This is a genomic window from Mesorhizobium sp. Root695 (assembly GCF_001428185.1).
Classification (GTDB): domain Bacteria; phylum Pseudomonadota; class Alphaproteobacteria; order Rhizobiales; family Rhizobiaceae; genus Mesorhizobium.
On record NZ_LMHO01000003.1, the window covers coordinates 36,850 to 53,255 of the forward strand.

Sequence of the window (16,406 nt, forward strand, 5' to 3'; positions counted from 1 at the left end):
TTGATGCCTACCGATTTGCCATCAACCCTGTTGTTTCTGGGCCGTCTGCTGCTCGGCGGCGCCTTCGTCTTCGCCGGCCTGCGCAACATCCAGAACGCGACCTTCCTGACCCAGTTGATGACCGCGCGCGGCGTGCCGCAGGCGCGGCTGGCGCTGCGGATCGGTATCGTGCTTCAGGTCGCCGCCGGCGTTCTGGTGATCGCGGGACTCTGGACGGCATTGGCCGCGGCGGTGCTGGTGTTGTTCCTGATCGTCGCCACACCGATGTTCCACAATTTCTGGGACCATCAGGGTCCGGACCGGGCGTCCCGCATCAATGGCTTCGTCGGCAATGTCGCGCTGAGCGGTGGTTTCCTGACGCTGATCGCGCAGTCTGTTTGACGCGTGGTTCCATGCCGACTGCGGCAGTGTGGCGCCGACGGCATCGATCATTGAATCGGAACCAATCAAGCCGTTGACGCATTTCGCACCTGTATGCCCCGCATCCAGGATGAAATATGAAAATCGCCCATGTCGCGCCGCTTTATGAATCGGTGCCGCCGAGACTCTATGGCGGCACGGAACGTATCGTCTCGTATCTGACGGAAGCGCTGGTCGATTTGGGCCATGAGGTGACGCTGTTTGCCAGTGGCGACAGCCAGACTTCCGCAAAGCTGGTGGCTGGCCGGGAATGCGCCCTTCGCCTCGATCCGCGTCCGCTGAAATCCGAGATCGCGGCGCATCTTTCGATGCTTGCCGAGGTGCGGGAACGGGCGTCGGAGTTCGACGTCATCCACTTCCACCTCAGCCACTTCCTGCATTTTTCCTTCTTCGAGGACATGGCTGAGCGGACGGTGACGACGCCGCACGGCAGGCTGGATTATGTCGACCTGACACCGGCCTATGAGCGTTTCCCGCGCTTTCCCCTGATTTCCATTTCCCACAGCCAGAAGGCGGGCCTTGCCAAGGCCAACTGGCTGGCAACGATCCACCACGGACTGCCGAGCGGCATCTACGAACCCACTTTCGGGGCGACACCGGAAGAACCCTATCTTGCGTTCCTTGGCCGGTTTTCACGCGACAAGCGGCCCGACCGTGCCATCGAGATCGCCTTGCGCTCGGGGCTCAAGCTGAAGCTTGCGGCCAAGATCGGCGACGACGATCGCGCCTATTTCCATGAGGTGGTCGAGCCGTTGATCGACGGCGATCGTATTGTCTATGTCGGCGAGATCGAGGAAGATCAGAAGGCGGAATTTCTCGGCAAGGCGGCCGGCCTGCTGTTCCCGATCGACTGGCCGGAGCCGTTCGGCCTTGTCGCCATCGAGGCGATGGCCTGCGGCACGCCGGTGATCGGCTGGAATTGCGGCGCGCTGCCGGAAATCATCGATCACGGCGTGACCGGGTTCGTCGCGGAGTCGGTGGATGGCGCGATCGCCGCGGTGCCTGACCTGTTGCAGCTCGACAGGCGAAAGGTGAGAGCCGTTTTCGAAAAGCGGTTTTCCGCCAGAAGAATGGCCGGCGACTACCTGGCCGCCTATGCGCGGCTGATTGGCGTCCCGAGCGAGGCGAAAGCGTCGTGAACAGCGACATGCGCCGGCGACAAGAGCGCAACAACAGGGATCTGTGACCAATGGCTCTACTCGATGAGCGCCAGCTCGATCCCGCCGTTGCCCTGGCCTCGCTCGATGCAACCGCGCCTCGCGAGCCACACCGTCTGTTTGCGCTCAAGCAGGGCGACTGCTTTGCTGTTGCCGATGCCTATGGCGACATACGCGGCGCTGGCGACGGTTTCTTCCGTGACGATACACGGGTGCTCTCCGAATTCCGGCTGACTGTCGGCGGCAGGCAGACATCGTTGCTTGGCGCCTCGCTCAGCCAGGACAATGTGCTGTTCACCACCAACCTGACCAATCTGCCGATGCAAAGTGCCAGCGGAAGCGACATTCCGCAGGGCGCCATCCATGTCGAACGCGTCAGGCTGCTGTGGCAAGACAGGCTGTTCGAACGCATCACCCTTTCCAACTACAGCAGGGAAACCTCGACCATCGGCGTTTCCCTGCACTTTGCCGCCGATTTCCGCGACATGTTCGAAGTGCGCGGCTCGACACGGCCGCGGCGTGGGATGGCGCATGTGGCCGAGATGGATGCGACGTCCGTGCTGCTGCGCTATGATGGATTGGATGGACTGGCGCGCGCTTCGGCGATATCGTTCTCGCAGGCACCGGACCAGCTGACAGCCGACCGCGCCGATTTCCTGCTCGCCGTAACCAAGCGCAGCAGCAAGGTGCTGTATGTCGAGGTCGGTCCCGAGTTGACGGATGCGCCCGATCGCGACCGTTTCCGCGCCGCTGCCGCCCGGGCGCGCTTTGGCATGCGGGCCAAGCGCCGCCATGGCGCGACGGTGCATAGTTCGGGTCGCGTCTTCAACGACTGGGTCGAGCGTGCCCGCGCCGATGTCGCGCTGCTGACCACCGAGCTTGCGACCGGACCCTACCCCTACGCAGGTATCCCCTGGTTCTCGACGGCGTTCGGCCGTGACGGCGTCATCTCGGCGCTGCAGATGCTCTGGCTCAACCCAGGCCTGGCGCGGGGCGTGCTGGCCTTTCTGGCCCAGCACCAGGCGACGGAGACGTCGCCGTTCAGTGATTCGCAGCCGGGCAAGATCATGCACGAGACGCGCAAGGGCGAGATGGCGGCGCTGCGCGAGCTTCCATTCGGCCGCTACTATGGCGGCGTTGACACGACGCCGCTCTACATCCATCTCGCCTGTGCCTATGCCGATCGGACCGGTGACATGGCGTTCATCGACAGCCTGTGGCCGTCGCTGTGCGCCGCCGCCGAATGGACGGAGGAGGCGGGACGCGAGACCGGCTTCGTGACCTACCAGCGGGCTGCCGAGTCCGGCCTGGCTAACCAGGGATGGAAGGACAGTTTCGATTCCGTCTTTCATGCCGATGGACGCATTCCCAAGGGCCCGATCGCGCTGGTCGAAGTGCAAGGCTATGTCTTTGCCGCCTTCCGCGGGCTGGCCAAGCTTGCCCGCCGCCGTGGCGAGGACGACAAAGCCGATCACTGGGAGGACCGCGCCGAGGCCATGCGGGTCGCTGTGGAACGCGATTTCTGGCTCGACGATCTCGGCTTCTATGCCCTGGCGATCGATGGTGAAGGCGAACCCTGCAAGGTGCGGACCTCGAATGCGGGCCATCTCCTCCTTGTCGGATTGCCTGAGCCGGCGCGCGCGCAGATGGTCGCCGACCAGCTTCTTTCCGCCTCCTTCCATTCCGGCTGGGGGCTGAGGACGCTTGCCGACGATGCCGTGTTCTTCAACCCGATGTCGTACCACAATGGCTCGATCTGGCCGCATGACACCGCCATGTGCGGTGCCGGCCTGGCACGCTATGGCGAGCGTGAAAGCGTGGTCCGTCTGATGAGCGGCACGTTCGAATCCGCAGTCCATTTCAACATGCGGCTGCCCGAACTGTTTTGCGGTTTTACCCGCGCGCCGGGCGAAGCACCGATCGCCTATCCCGTTGCCTGCCTGCCGCAAGCGTGGTCGGCGGGCTCCGCATTCATGCTGATGCAAGCCTGCCTTGGCCTTGAGATCGACGGCTGGGATGGCGAAATCCGCGTTACCCGGCCCAGGCTGCCGATTGGCATCGACACGATCACGCTGCGCCACCTGGGCGTCGGCGACCGAGTGGTCGATCTTACCTTCCAGCGCGTCGGTGACCGGGTCGTCGCTTTCCTTGCCGACCGCCATGAAGGGCTGGTGCCGCTAATCGTCCGGACATGATCCGAACAGAATCGGGCGGAACCGATCCCGGCTTTGTGCGTTGCAAAAATACAGGTCCGGACGCCGACCATGTCGCCGCGGACAGTCTCAAATCGGAAACACGAACAAAACGGCCGCCGAACGGCCGGAGGTGAGTTGGCATACCCATGACAAATTTCGGTGCGGACCTGCTCTGGGTTCTGATCCTCGCGAGCCTCGGTTTTTCCGCTTTTGCCGTTTTCTTCTCCCTATCGCGGCAGCACCGCAATCACCCTCCTGCTGTCGCGCATCCGGCGGGCGAAGACGTGGCCGCGGAAGCGGCGCGCAAGGTGATACGGGAGTTCGAGAAGAACGGCCAATCGGCCGATGCGGCGCTGGTGACGTGGTCGCCCGAGACATTGCGCAAGATCCTCGCCGACGACCTGCCCGATGCGCAGGTCATCGTGGTGTCCAACCGCGAACCCTATATCCACAACATCAGGGATGATGGTGTCGAATTGCTGGTGCCGGCCAGCGGGCTGGTGTCGGCGCTCGAGCCGATTACCCGTGCCTGTGGCGGCACCTGGATCGCCTATGGCGGTGGAACCGCAGACCGTCTGACGGTCGACCAGGACGACCGGGTACAGGTGCCGCCCGGCAATCCGTCCTACACGCTGCGCCGGGTCTGGCTGACGGAGGAGGAGCATCAGGGCTACTATCTCGGCTTCGCCAATGAGGGCCTCTGGCCGCTTTGCCACATCGCCTTCACCCGGCCGATTTTCCGCGCATCGGACTGGGAGGCCTATGAGGCTGTCAACCGGAAATTCGCCGACACGGTGGTCGCCGAAGCGCGCAACGCGCGGCCGATCGTGCTGGTCCAGGACTACCACTTCGCGCTGCTGCCGCGCATGATCCGCGAGCGCCTGCCGGAGGCGATCGTCATCACCTTCTGGCACATTCCATGGCCGAACTCGGAGGTGTACAGCATCTGTCCGTGGCGTGAACGCATCCTGGAGGGGCTGCTCGGCAGCTCGATCATCGGCTTCCACACCCAGTTCCACGCCAACAATTTCACCGAAAGCGTCGATCGCTTCCTGGAAAGCCGCATTGAGCGGGCGGATGCGGCGATCTCCTATGGCGGGCAGACGACGCTGGTGCACGCCTATCCCATCTCGATCGAATGGCCGGCGGACCTGCTGGCAAAATTGCCCGATGTCGATGACTGCCGCGCCCGCCTGCGCGAGCGGTTCGGACTGAAAGCGGATGTGAAGCTGGCCGTGGGGGTCGAGCGTCTCGACTACACCAAGGGCATTCTGGATCGGTTTCAGGCGCTGGACGAATTGTTCAAGCGATACCCTGAATGGATCGGAAGGCTAGTCTTCCTGCAGATCGCGGCCCCCAGCCGCGGCACGCTCCCGGCCTACAAGCTGCTCCACGACGAATGCCACCGCTATGCCGAGGAGCTCAACCAGCGCTATGGCAGCGAGGGCTACAGACCGGTGGTCATGGTGGCCGAACATCACTCGCAGGAACAGGTATACGAGATCTATCGTGCCGCCGACATATGCATGGTCACCAGCCTGCATGACGGCATGAACCTGGTCGCAAAGGAGTTCGTCGCGGCGCGCGACGACGAACAGGGCGTCTTGATGCTCAGCACATTCGCCGGTGCCTCGCGCGAATTGCTGGAGGCGCTGATCGTCAACCCCTACGACGCGGCCATGATGAGCGAAGCGCTGCTGCAGGCGCTGACCATGACGCCTGACGAACAGCGCGAGCGCATGCGGCCGATGCGGCAAATGGTTCGCGACAACAATGTCTATCGCTGGGCCGGCAGCATGCTTCTGGACGCGGCGCGCCTGCGCAAGCGCGGTGACCTCGATCGGGTAACCGGTGCTGGCGACCGGCCGCCCGGCATCGACAATGTCGTATCCATATTCGAACGCAAGCGGGTGGCAATGCTATGAGCGAGACCCTGCAAGAAATTGCCAGCGAGAGCCTGCAAAGGCCGCCGGCCTTGCTGACCGGCGAATGGGCGTTGTTCCTCGACATTGACGGCACCCTGCTGGAACATGCCGAACACCCGGATGCCGTCTCGGTCAGCGGCGAGCTTCGCTCCTTGCTGCAAGGCCTGGATGACAAGCTGGACGGGGCGTTGGCCTTCATCACAGGCCGCTCCGTTGCGGCAGCGGACCAGCTGTTTCAGCCTTTGAAGCTGCGCGCAGCCGGTCTTTACGGCCTGGAACACAGGCTCCTGCCGGACGACGAGGTCGAAGTCGCGGGAGAGCCGGCGGATATCGCGGCGCTTGCAGACGAGATCCAGGCCGAGCTCGGTCGCGGGGCCTATATCGAGCGCAAGGGACGGGTGCTGGCCATCCACACGCGCGCTGCCCCGCATCTGCTTCCCCGCGCGACGCAGCTTGTCGAGCAGGCGCTGGCCACCTTGCCAAAGGGCTATCGGGTGGTTCCCGGCAATGCCGGTGTGGAATTGCTGCCGCTCGAGGCAGCCAAGGGCGCCGCGATCCGGCGTTTCATGGACATCGCGCCCTTCACGGGCCGCTGCCCTGTCTTCCTGGGCGACGACACATCGGACGAAAACGGCTTCGAAGCCGTCAATGACGCCGGCGGCCTGTCGATACGGGTCAAGCCGCCAGCGCATACCACCGCGCATTACGGGCTTGCCGGTGTTGCCGAAACGCTCGCCTGGCTGAAAAGTCAGCTTTAAGTCCGGCCGAAGCGCGCACCCCGATCGCGCATCTGGAAAGGGCAAGGAAAGGAACGGTTCGATGGGACGCTTTGCACAATTGGTTCGAGAGATCACGCCGAATTGGCTTCACCCCCGACCCTCCCGCCATGGGACCGCCGCCATTTCACCGTCCGATGCCGACTCCAGCTGGCAGGAGGCGATCGACAACAAGATGTTTGGGGCTGATACATCCGATTATTCCTATGTTCCGGAGCGGCCCGTTACGCCGCAAACCGCAGGCCGCCGTCGCAGGTCAGCACCTGACCGGTCATGAAACCGTTGGAGACGAGAAAGGCGATTGCCGAGGCGACGTCTTCGGCACGGCCGATGCGGCCGACCGGGGTCCTACCGGCGTAATCTGCAAACAGCGCCTGCCTCTGCTCGTCGGCCAGAAAATCCCACCAGGGCGTGTCGATGACGCCGGGCGCTACGACATTGACGCGCAGCGGCTTCAGTTCCAGGGCCAGGATCGGCACCACGGTCAACAGCATGCCGTTGATGGCGGCGATGCCGGCGACGCCGGGCGTTGCGAGCTGCGCCGAGACCGCCGAAATGAAGGTGACCGATCCGGCCTTGTTCAGAGTGGGCAAGGCCGCCTGCAGGCAGGACAGCTGTGGGCGGACTTTCTCGTCGACGCCACTGCCGATGTCGCTCAGGTCGAGCGTCTGGAAGGGGCCAAGGCCCTTGCCGCCGCTGGCCGCCAGCACCAGATGGTCGAAAGGACCGAGGCCCTCGAAGAACCGGCTGACCTCGTCGGGCTTCGCGGCATCGAAAGCCGCCTTGTCGGCAGCGCCGCCAAGACTGTTCCATGCGCTGGTCAGCTTCTCCTCGTTGCGCCCGGTGATGGTCACCTTCATGCCGGGACCAAGCAGCTTGCGCGCGGTCGCCAGGCCGATGCCGGACGAGCCGCCGATGATGACGGCATGTTGGATTGTCTTGGTCATGAATACTGCTCCTTCGATGTGGGGGAGGCCGGGCCGATGAGGTCGAGACTCAAGGCTCGTAGCTGTTGCCTTGCCCTGGCGTCATAGGCCTGGGCATCGGCGCGGGCTTCCCGCAGGCCGTCGAAATAGAGACCGCTTCTTCCGTCGAGCGCGGGTGATGTCGCGAGGTTGAGGATGGCGTCGGCGCCGGTTTCGACCGAGCTCCACGGCGTCACGCCGGCCTGCCGGACCATGGTGGTGTTCATGTAGCTTGCCGGATGCAGCGCGTTGACGGTGACGCCGGTGCCTTTCAGCTGCTCCGCGAGGTCGACGGTGAACAGGATCTGCGCCAGCTTGCTCTGGCAGTAGGCACGCACCCCGTCATACGAACGGGTCAGCATGACATCGCTGAAATCGATCGCCTGCTGCCCCGCCGAGGCGACATTGACGATGCGCGCCGGAGCGCTCGCCGTCAGCAATGGCAGGAGCTCCGATGTCAGCAGGAAACCGGCGAGGTAGTTGACCGTGAAGCGCAGTTCGTAGCCGTCGGCGCTGACCTGCCTTTTGGCGCCTTGGCCCGCCGTGCCGATGCCGGCATTGTTGATGAGGATGTCGAGCCGGTTCGTCCGGGCGCGCACCGCCTCGGCAAGCCGGCGCACTTCTGCCAGCGAAGAGAGGTCGGCGACCAGAAGCTCCGCCTTGCCGCCGGCGGCTTCGATCTCGGTGACAACAGCCTTGCCGCGCGTCGCATCGCGGCCGTGCACCAGCACACGGGCGCCCGCGGCGCCGAGTCGTTGCGCGACGACGCGGCCAACGCCGTCGGTGGAGCCGGTGATCAGGATTGTCTTGTCCTTGAGTTCCATGTTCAGAGCCTCCGTTCTGTTGCTCTGAACGGAAGATGGGACAGTTGGCGCGAGCCAAACAGTTCAAACTTTATCCTGGTATCAATACTGCTATAATAAACCGATGGAGTCCCAATCCCACTCGGCCCCCACGCACTCCGCTGAAGACAGCCGCCGGCGCGAGCTCGGCGCCTTCCTGCGCTCGCGCCGCGAAAGGCTGACGCCCTCGGCCACCGGCATCGCCACCGGTCTCAGGCGGCGCACGCCCGGCTTGCGGCGCGAGGAGGTAGCGATGATCGCCGGTGTCGGCACGACCTGGTACACGTGGTTGGAGCAGGGGCGGGAGGTCAGGCCCTCGGTCGAGGTGCTGACCGCGCTCGCCGAAGCGCTGCGCCTCGACGCGGCCGAAAAACAGCATCTGTTCATCCTCGCCGACCGCCAGCAGCCGGAGCGCCGTGCCGTGGCTCCGGAAAAGGTCGATGGTCCTTTGCTGCACATGCTCCAGAGCCTGGTGCTGCAGCCGGCCTATGTCGTCGGGCGGCGCTGGGACGTGCTGGCCTGGAACCCGGCGGCCCTCGCGGTGTTCGGCGATTATGGCCTTCTGGAGGGGGATGCCCGCAACATCGTCCACATGGTGTTCACCAATCCGCACCACCGGCGCCTGCTGGTCGACTGGGAAGATTTGGCGCGCACCGTGCTGGCCTCGTTCCGGGCCGCGAGCGCCCGCTATGTCGGCGATCCGGATTTCGAGCGGCTGATCGAGTTGATGACGCGCTCGAGCCCGGAGTTTCGCGACTGGTGGCCGCAGCGCGACGTCGCGCACCGATTGTCGGGGGTGAAGCATGTCCGGCACCCAAGCGCGGGCGCCATGACCTTCGAGCATATGAGCCTTTCGATCGGCGACGGCTCCGACATGAAGCTGATCGTCTACACCCCGCTTGCCGAGCAGAACTCGGTCGCCAAGCTGCAGACATTGCTGGACGCGCTGCCGGCCGAGCGCCGCAGCGCCTGAAGCGTCAGGTCTTCGGTTTCAGCCCGTCGAGGAACAGTTGTTCCAGGAAACGCGCCGCATCCTCGAAGCGGCCGTCGCCGCCGCGGTTCGGCCCGAGCACGGCGCGGACCTGGACGTCGAAATCGGCATAATGCTGCGTCGTCGCCCAGATCGAGAAGATCAGGTGCCACGGGTCGGTGCGGGCGATCTTGCCGGCGCGCATCCAGCCCTTGATGACGGCGGCCTTCTCGTCGACCAGCGTCTTCAGTTCGCCGGCCAGCAGCGGCATGATGCGCGGCGCGCCTTGCAGGATCTCGTTGGCGAACAGCCGGCTCTCGCGTGGAAAATCGCGCGCCATCTCCAGCTTGCGCCTGATGTAGCTGCGCAGTTCGGTGAGGGGATCGCCGATGTCGTCGAGTTCACGCAGCGGCGCCAGCCAGGTGTCGAGCAGGCGCTGCATCAGCGTCTCGTGGATGTCTTCCTTGCGGCGGAAATAATAGAGCAGGTTCGGCTTCGACATGCCGGCGGCTTCGGCGATCTGGTCGATGGTCGAGCCGCGGAAGCCGTTGGTGGAGAAGACCTCGAGCGCGGCCTCCAGGATGAGTTCGCGCTTTTCCTGCTGGATGCGGGTGCGGCGAGGGTGGTCCGTGCTGGTCACCGTTGCAAGCCCTCGCGTTGAGGGTCATCTGGACCAATTCTCTGGACCAGTTTTTCCCTAGCCTGTGGAACGCACTTCAGGTGCCGCATTTCCGCTAGTAATCCCTTGACCGCCGACAGGGCGGTGCTAACGTTTGTCCAATCGGTCAAAAATTTGCGTAGCATGAAAACGCAGCAAAGACCAAGCGTTGGGCGCACCGAAACAGTTTACAAGGGGAAGTCTTGGTCATGTCCAACCGGCTGAAAGTCACGCCGAACGATCTCAGTGCATTCTGGATGCCGTTCACGGCAAACCGGCAGTTCAAGCAGGCGCCGCGCATGATGGTGTCCGCCAAGGACATGCATTACACGACCAGCGACGGTCGCAAGGTGCTCGACGGCACCGCCGGGCTCTGGTGCGTCAATGCCGGTCACTGCCGTCCGAAGATCACCGAGGCGATCCAGCACCAGGCCGCCGAACTCGACTATGCGCCCGCCTTCCAGATGGGCCATCCGATCGTGTTCGAACTGGCCAACCGCCTGGTCGACCTCGCGCCCAAGGGCATGGATCATGTCTTCTTCACCAATTCAGGCTCGGAATCGGTCGAAACCGCACTCAAGATGGCGATCGCCTATCACCGCGTGAAAGGCGAGGGCTCGCGCACCCGCCTGATCGGCCGCGAGCGCGGCTATCACGGTGTCAATTTCGGCGGCATCTCGGTCGGCGGCATCGTCACCAACCGCAAGATGTTCGGCACGCTGCTTGGCGGCGTCGACCATATGCCGCATACGCATCTGCCGGAAAAGAATGCCTTCACCAAGGGCGTGCCGGAGCATGGCGCGGAACTCGCCAACGAACTGGAGCGCATCGTCGCCCTGCATGACGCCTCGACCATCGCCGCCGTCATCGTCGAGCCGGTCGCCGGCTCCACCGGGGTCATCCTGCCGCCGAAGGGCTACCTGCAGAAGCTGCGCGAGATCTGCACCAAGCACGGCATCCTGTTGATCTTCGACGAGGTCATCACCGGTTTCGGCCGCCTCGGCACGCCGTTCGCAGCCGATTATTTCGGCGTCACGCCCGACATCATGACAACCGCCAAGGGCGTCTCCAACGGCGTCATCCCGATGGGCGCGGTGTTCGTGAAGAAGGAAATCCACGACGCCTTCATGACCGGCCCCGAACACATGATCGAGTTCTTCCATGGCTACACCTATTCGGGCAATCCGATCGCCTGCGCGGCGGCACTCGGAACGCTCGACACCTACAAGGAAGAGGGCCTGCTGACCCGTGGCGAGGAACTCGCGCCCTATTGGGAAGACGCGCTGCATTCGCTCAAGGGCGAGCCGAACGTCATCGATATCAGGAACATCGGCCTGATCGGCGCGATCGAGTTGCCGCCGATTGCCGGCCAGCCGACCAAGCGGGCCTTCTCGGCCTTCGTCAAGGCGTTCGAGCGCGGCGCGCTGATCCGCACCACCGGCGACATCATCGCGCTGTCGCCGCCGCTGATCATCACCAAGGGGCAGATCAACGAATTGATCGACCATGTGCGCGATGTGCTGAGATCGATAGACTAGATCTGCTTTGCCTGGACGGGCGGCGGCGGGACCCGCCGCCCGACCAGTATATGAAATGAGAGGACTTTGAATGGCCGCACCCGGCGAGAATCTGCGAATCAATTCAGACCGTTTGTGGGATTCCATCATGGAAATGGCGAAGATCGGCCCCGGCATCGCCGGCGGCAATAATCGCCAGACCGTGACCGACGAGGACGGCGAGGGCCGGCATCTGTTCAAGCGCTGGTGCGATGCGGCCGGGCTGGAAATGGGCGTCGATGAAATGGGCACCATGTTTGCCCGCCGCGAAGGCACCGACCCCAGCCTGCCGCCAGTCTATGTCGGCAGCCATCTCGATACGCAGCCGACAGGCGGCAAGTATGACGGCGTGCTGGGCGTGCTGGGTGGACTTGAAGTCGTGCGCTCGCTCAATGATCTCGGCATCAAAACCAAACATCCGATCGTCGTCACCAACTGGACGAACGAAGAAGGCGCGCGCTTCGCGCCGGCGATGATGGCATCCGGCGTGTTCGCCGGCGTGCTCGAACAGGCCGATGTCTACGGGCATGTCGACAAGCAGGGCAAGAAATTCGGCGAGGAACTCGAACGCATTGGCTGGAAGGGGACCGAGAAGGTCGGCAATCGCAAGATCCACGCCTTCTTCGAACTGCATATCGAACAGGGACCGATCCTCGAGGACGAGGGCATCGACATAGGCGTCGTCACCCACGGCCAGGGTCTGAAATGGCTGCAGGTGACGCTGACCGGCAAGGAAGCGCATACCGGCTCGACGCCGATGCCCAAGCGCCGCAATGCCGGGCTCGGCATGGCGCGGGTGATCGAACTGGTGCACGAGATCGCCATGGACTACCAGCCCGACGCCGTCGGTGCGGTCGGCCACATGGAGGTCTATCCCAACTCGCGCAACATCATCGCCGGCCGCACTGTCTTCACCATCGACATCCGCTCGCCGGAAAAAGAAGTGCTGGACGCCATGGATGGCCGCATCCGCGAAGGCATCGACACGATCTGCGAGGCGCTCGACATCCAGTACCAAATCGAGCAGGTCGGTGCTTTCGACCCTGTCACCTTCGATGCCGGCTGCGTCAAGGCAATCCGCGACGCTGCCGAACGCCTCGGCTATTCCCATCGCAGCATCGTCTCCGGTGCCGGCCACGACGCTTGCTGGATCAATCGCGTCGCGCCCACCGCCATGGTGATGTGCCCCTGCGTCGATGGCTTGAGCCACAACGAGGCCGAGGAAATCACCAAGGAATGGGCCTCGGCCGGCGCCGACGTGCTGTTCCACGCCGTGGTGGAGACGGCTGTCATCGTGGAGTGAACCAAATATCCGGATTTCAAACGCTGCTCGCAAAGAAGCGCGAAGAGAACAAGGGAACAGAATAATGACCAAAGTCATCCGAAACGGCACCATCGTCACGGCCGACCGCACGTGGAAGGCCGATGTGCTGGTGCAGAACGGCAAGATCGTCGCCATCGGCTCGGATCTTCACGGCGATCACGAGTTCGACGCCACCGGCTGCTACGTCATGCCGGGCGGCATCGACCCGCATACGCATCTCGAAATGCCGTTCATGGGCACCTATTCGGCCGACGATTTCGAATCCGGCACACGTGCGGCCCTTGCCGGCGGAACGACGATGGTGGTCGATTTCTGCCTGCCGGCGCCGCAGCAATCGCTGCTCGAGGCCCTGCAGAGGTGGGACAACAAGACGTCGAAGGCTGCCTGCGATTATTCCTTCCACATGGCGGTCACATGGTGGGGCAAGCAGGTGTTCGACGAGATGGCGACTGTCGTCGACAAGGGCATCACCTCGTTCAAGCACTTCATGGCCTACAAGGGCGCGCTGATGGTCGACGACGACGAGATGTACGCGTCGTTCCAGCGCTGCGCCGATCTCGGCGCGCTGCCGCTGGTGCACGCCGAGAATGGCGACGTTGTCGCGGCACTTTCGCAGAAGCTGCTGGCCGCCGGCAACAACGGCCCGGAAGGTCACGCCTATTCGCGCCCGCCGGAAGTGGAAGGCGAGGCGACAAATCGCGCCATCATGATCGCCGACATGGCGGGCGTGCCGCTCTATGTCGTGCACGTCTCCTGCGAGCAAAGCCACGAGGCGATCCGCCGGGCGCGCCAGAAGGGCATGCGAGTGTTTGGCGAGCCGCTGATCCAGCATCTGACGCTGGACGAGAGCGAGTATTTCGACAAGGACTGGGATCATGCGGCGCGCCGCGTTATGAGCCCGCCCTTCCGCAACAAATTGCACCAGGATTCGCTGTGGGCCGGCCTGCAGGCGGGCTCGCTGCAGGTGGTGGCGACCGACCATTGCGCCTTCACCACCAAGCAGAAGCGCAACGGCGTCGGCGATTTCACCAAGATCCCGAACGGCACCGGCGGGCTCGAAGACCGCATGCCGGTGCTGTGGACCACCGGCGTCAACACCGGCCGGCTGACGATGAACGAGTTCGTCGCGGTGACCTCGACCAACATCGCCAAGATCCTCAACATGTATCCGAAAAAAGGCGCCATCGTCGAAGGCGCGGATGCCGACATCGTCGTCTGGGATCCGAAGCGAAAGAAGAAGATCACTTCAAAGAAGCAGCAGTCGGTGATCGACTACAATGTCTTCGAAGGGTTCCAAGTGACCGGCCTGCCGCGCTTCGTCTTCTCGCGCGGCGAACTGTCGATCCAGGAGGCCGAGGTCAAGGCCAAGCCCGGCCATGGCGAGTTCGTCGCCCGCGAGCCGAATGCGGCGGTCAATCGGGCGCTGTCGACGTGGAAAGAGATTTCCGCGCCGCGCAAGGTGGAACGCACCGGTATCCCGGCGACCGGGGTTTGAGCTTGGCGCGTTCGGCCGCGCTCATTTCGTTGGTCTTGGCAGCGAGTGTCGCCGGTCCAGCAGCAGGCGGCGTGCTGGCCGGCTCCTGGGGCAATGATGTCGGCTGTGCCGGCGTCAAGGCCGGTTATCAGGACAGCGATGCTTATATCGTGCTGACCGCCGGGGGCATCGAGGCCTATGGCAGCGGCTGCCGGTTTGCACAGCAATTGACGCCGGTGCTGGGTGCACAATCGCTGATTTCGACCTGTTCCGTCGAGGGCGAGGCGGGAACGACAACCGAAACCGTCGTGGTCACCAACAAGGGAGAGGATGGTTTCTTCGTCACCATTCCCGGCCTTGAGGAAATGGGGCCGCTGCAATCATGTTCGTAATGTCGGGCGTTGGGGAATGAGCTTGCGCGGTTTTGGTTTGTCTGTTGCGATGGTTCTTGTGCTGGGGGCCGGTCAGGCTTCGGCGGCAGATATCGATCTGTCGAAACCCTATGGCGACAAATATGGCTGCATCAACCGCAACGGCCAGGAAGTCGCCGCCGATCAGATGCTGCTTTTGACCGACAAGGAATTGATCACCGCCGCCAGCGCCTGCACGTTCACGAAGACGCAAGCGCAGGCTGACGGATCGCTGGTGGTGACAGCGACATGTGAGGCAGAAGGCGAAGAGGAACAGGAGCCGACCAAGTTCACCATCAAGCGCAGCGCCAAGAGCGCCAAAAAGCTGGTAATCGCCGATGCGGACGGCAACGTCATGGGGGAAGTCTCGCGGTGCGAATGACAGCGATCCCGTCAGCGTCAGGCGACCAGCGCGTCCAGTTCAGGCAGCAGGACGACGCTTTCCTGTTCGTTGGGATCGGTGCGGGCAATGACGGCCGAGGACGGGGCGTTGCTCAGATTGGCCGGCAGATGCGGGACGCCGGCCGGAATGTAGAAGAGGTCCCCGGCCTTGACGACGATATGGTGCTCGAGCCGGTCGCCATACCAGGTGTGGACCTCGCCGGAGAGCACGTAGATCGCCGTTTCATGGTTTTCATGCAGATGCGCCTTGGCGCGGGCGCCGGGCGGCATGGTGAGCACGTGCATGCAGATGCCGGAGGCGCCGACGGTCTCCGTGGCAATGCCGGCGAAATAGGTCAATCCCTGCTTGCCTTCATAAGTGCTTTCAGGGCGGATAAGATGACAAGTCGGTTTGGGCGACATCGGGAAACTCCGGGGCGTCGATTGAGTGGGACAAGACCAATGGGACAGGGCGAGTGGAAAACAACATCGCGATAAAAGCAATCGGATTCCAGCCGGCGCCGCAGGGGCGGGAACAGGCAGGCAGCAGCCGATGACAGGGACTTCGCCAGCCGTCGTCGCGGCAAGCAAACTCGGACTGACCTTCCAGACCAATGACGGGCCGGTGCAGGCGCTGTCCAATGTCGATCTTACCATCGGCAAGGGGGAGTTCGTCTCCTTCATCGGGCCTTCGGGCTGCGGCAAGACCACCCTGCTGCGCGTCATCGCCGATCTGGAGAAGCCGACCTCGGGAACGATTTCCGTCAACGGCATGACAGCAGAACAGGCGCGAGAGAAACGCGCCTACGGCTATGTCTTCCAGGCGGCGGCGCTTTTTCCGTGGCGGACCATCGAGCGCAATGTCGGGCTGCCGCTGGAGATCATGGGCCTGTCCAAGGCGGAACAAGTAGACCGGATCAAGCGCACGCTCGATCTCGTCAACCTTAGGGGCTTCGAGAAGAAATATCCCTGGCAGCTATCGGGCGGCATGCAGCAGCGCGCCTCGATAGCCCGCGCGCTGGCTTTCGATGCCGACCTCCTGCTGATGGACGAGCCATTCGGTGCGCTGGACGAGATCGTGCGCGACCACCTCAATGAGCAATTGCTGGAACTGTGGGGGCGGACCAACAAGACGATCTGCTTCGTCACCCACTCCATTCCCGAAGCAGTCTATCTGTCGACCCGCATCGTCGTCATGTCGCCACGTCCGGGCCGCGTCAGCGACATCATCGAATCGACGCTGCCGAAGCAGCGACCGCTCGACATCCGCGAGACGCCGGAGTTCCTGGCGATCGCAGCGCGCGTGCGCGACGGGCTGCGGGCAGGGCACAGCTATGATGATTGAGGGGGTGC

Annotated in this window: 16 protein-coding genes; 12 read left to right on the top strand and 4 right to left on the bottom strand. The window is 63.5% G+C overall.

All coding sequences use genetic code 11. From position 1 onward, the window contains the following. Positions 1-3 precede the first annotated feature (3 nt). The 5 genes from ASD99_RS04320 to otsB all read left to right on the top strand — a co-directional run bounded on the left by ASD99_RS04320 (position 4) and on the right by otsB (position 6,455). Positions 4-381: a DoxX family protein gene (locus ASD99_RS04320; protein ID WP_056582789.1), complete on the top strand. Its 378-nt coding sequence runs from the start codon at positions 4-6 to the stop codon at positions 379-381. A 116-nt stretch (positions 382-497) separates the two neighbouring features. Further along, positions 498-1,559, top strand: a complete 1,062-nt coding sequence (locus ASD99_RS04325) for a glycosyltransferase family 4 protein (protein ID WP_056582791.1) — start codon at positions 498-500, stop codon at positions 1,557-1,559. A gap of 50 nt (positions 1,560-1,609) precedes the next feature. Continuing rightward, positions 1,610-3,772, top strand: a complete 2,163-nt coding sequence (locus tag ASD99_RS04330; RefSeq protein WP_057142852.1) for an amylo-alpha-1,6-glucosidase — start codon at positions 1,610-1,612, stop codon at positions 3,770-3,772. A gap of 146 nt (positions 3,773-3,918) precedes the next feature. Next, positions 3,919-5,697 carry an alpha,alpha-trehalose-phosphate synthase (UDP-forming) gene (locus ASD99_RS04335; RefSeq protein ID WP_057142855.1) on the top strand — a complete coding sequence of 593 codons (1,779 nt, stop codon included), beginning with the start codon at positions 3,919-3,921 and terminating at the stop codon, positions 5,695-5,697. Further along, on the top strand, positions 5,694-6,455 hold the full coding sequence (gene otsB / locus ASD99_RS04340; RefSeq protein ID WP_057142856.1) for a trehalose-phosphatase: 762 nt from the start codon (positions 5,694-5,696) through the stop codon (positions 6,453-6,455). The genes ASD99_RS04335 and otsB overlap by 4 nt, the downstream gene beginning before the upstream one ends. Positions 6,456-6,697: 242 nt before the next feature. Here otsB and ASD99_RS04345 read toward each other — a convergent pair whose 3' ends face one another. Both ASD99_RS04345 and ASD99_RS04350 read right to left on the bottom strand, forming a co-directional pair. Next, positions 6,698-7,420, bottom strand: a complete 723-nt coding sequence (locus tag ASD99_RS04345) for an SDR family oxidoreductase (protein ID WP_056582799.1) — start codon at positions 7,418-7,420, stop codon at positions 6,698-6,700. Next, positions 7,417-8,262 carry an SDR family NAD(P)-dependent oxidoreductase gene (locus ASD99_RS04350; protein ID WP_057142858.1) on the bottom strand — a complete coding sequence of 282 codons (846 nt, stop codon included), beginning with the start codon at positions 8,260-8,262 and terminating at the stop codon, positions 7,417-7,419. The genes ASD99_RS04345 and ASD99_RS04350 overlap by 4 nt, the downstream gene beginning before the upstream one ends. A 103-nt stretch (positions 8,263-8,365) precedes the next feature. Here ASD99_RS04350 and ASD99_RS04355 point away from each other — a divergent pair, with 103 nt between their 5' ends. Next, complete coding sequence (locus ASD99_RS04355) at positions 8,366-9,253, top strand: helix-turn-helix transcriptional regulator (protein ID WP_057142859.1); 888 nt, start codon at positions 8,366-8,368, stop codon at positions 9,251-9,253. 4 nt (positions 9,254-9,257) lie between these two features. On the opposite strand, the gene ASD99_RS04360 is transcribed toward ASD99_RS04355, so the two are convergent. Continuing rightward, complete coding sequence (locus tag ASD99_RS04360; RefSeq protein ID WP_057142860.1) at positions 9,258-9,890, bottom strand: TetR family transcriptional regulator C-terminal domain-containing protein; 633 nt, start codon at positions 9,888-9,890, stop codon at positions 9,258-9,260. 227 nt (positions 9,891-10,117) lie between these two features. Between ASD99_RS04360 and ASD99_RS04365 the strand changes: the two genes are divergently transcribed. From ASD99_RS04365 to ASD99_RS04385, 5 genes are all read left to right on the top strand, one after another. Further along, positions 10,118-11,446, top strand: a complete 1,329-nt coding sequence (locus ASD99_RS04365) for an aspartate aminotransferase family protein (RefSeq protein ID WP_057142982.1) — start codon at positions 10,118-10,120, stop codon at positions 11,444-11,446. 70 nt (positions 11,447-11,516) lie between these two features. After that, a complete protein-coding gene (locus ASD99_RS04370) occupies positions 11,517-12,767 on the top strand; it encodes a Zn-dependent hydrolase (RefSeq protein ID WP_057142861.1) in 1,251 nt (416 codons plus the stop codon). A gap of 64 nt (positions 12,768-12,831) precedes the next feature. After that, positions 12,832-14,283 (top strand): dihydropyrimidinase, encoded by a 1,452-nt coding sequence (hydA, locus tag ASD99_RS04375; RefSeq protein WP_057142862.1) that lies wholly within the window; start codon positions 12,832-12,834, stop codon positions 14,281-14,283. A 2-nt stretch (positions 14,284-14,285) separates the two neighbouring features. Continuing rightward, positions 14,286-14,654, top strand: coding sequence for a hypothetical protein (locus ASD99_RS04380; protein ID WP_057142863.1), 369 nt, complete (start codon positions 14,286-14,288; stop codon positions 14,652-14,654). 16 nt (positions 14,655-14,670) lie between these two features. After that, positions 14,671-15,054 (top strand): hypothetical protein, encoded by a 384-nt coding sequence (locus ASD99_RS04385; RefSeq protein ID WP_057142864.1) that lies wholly within the window; start codon positions 14,671-14,673, stop codon positions 15,052-15,054. Positions 15,055-15,071: 17 nt separating this feature from the next. Here the strand turns inward: ASD99_RS04385 and ASD99_RS04390 are convergent, their stop codons facing one another. Beyond that, positions 15,072-15,476 (bottom strand): cupin domain-containing protein, encoded by a 405-nt coding sequence (locus tag ASD99_RS04390; protein WP_056582817.1) that lies wholly within the window; start codon positions 15,474-15,476, stop codon positions 15,072-15,074. A 130-nt stretch (positions 15,477-15,606) separates the two neighbouring features. Here ASD99_RS04390 and ASD99_RS04395 point away from each other — a divergent pair, with 130 nt between their 5' ends. Continuing rightward, positions 15,607-16,398, top strand: a complete 792-nt coding sequence (locus ASD99_RS04395) for an ABC transporter ATP-binding protein (protein ID WP_056582819.1) — start codon at positions 15,607-15,609, stop codon at positions 16,396-16,398. Positions 16,399-16,406 lie beyond the last annotated feature (8 nt).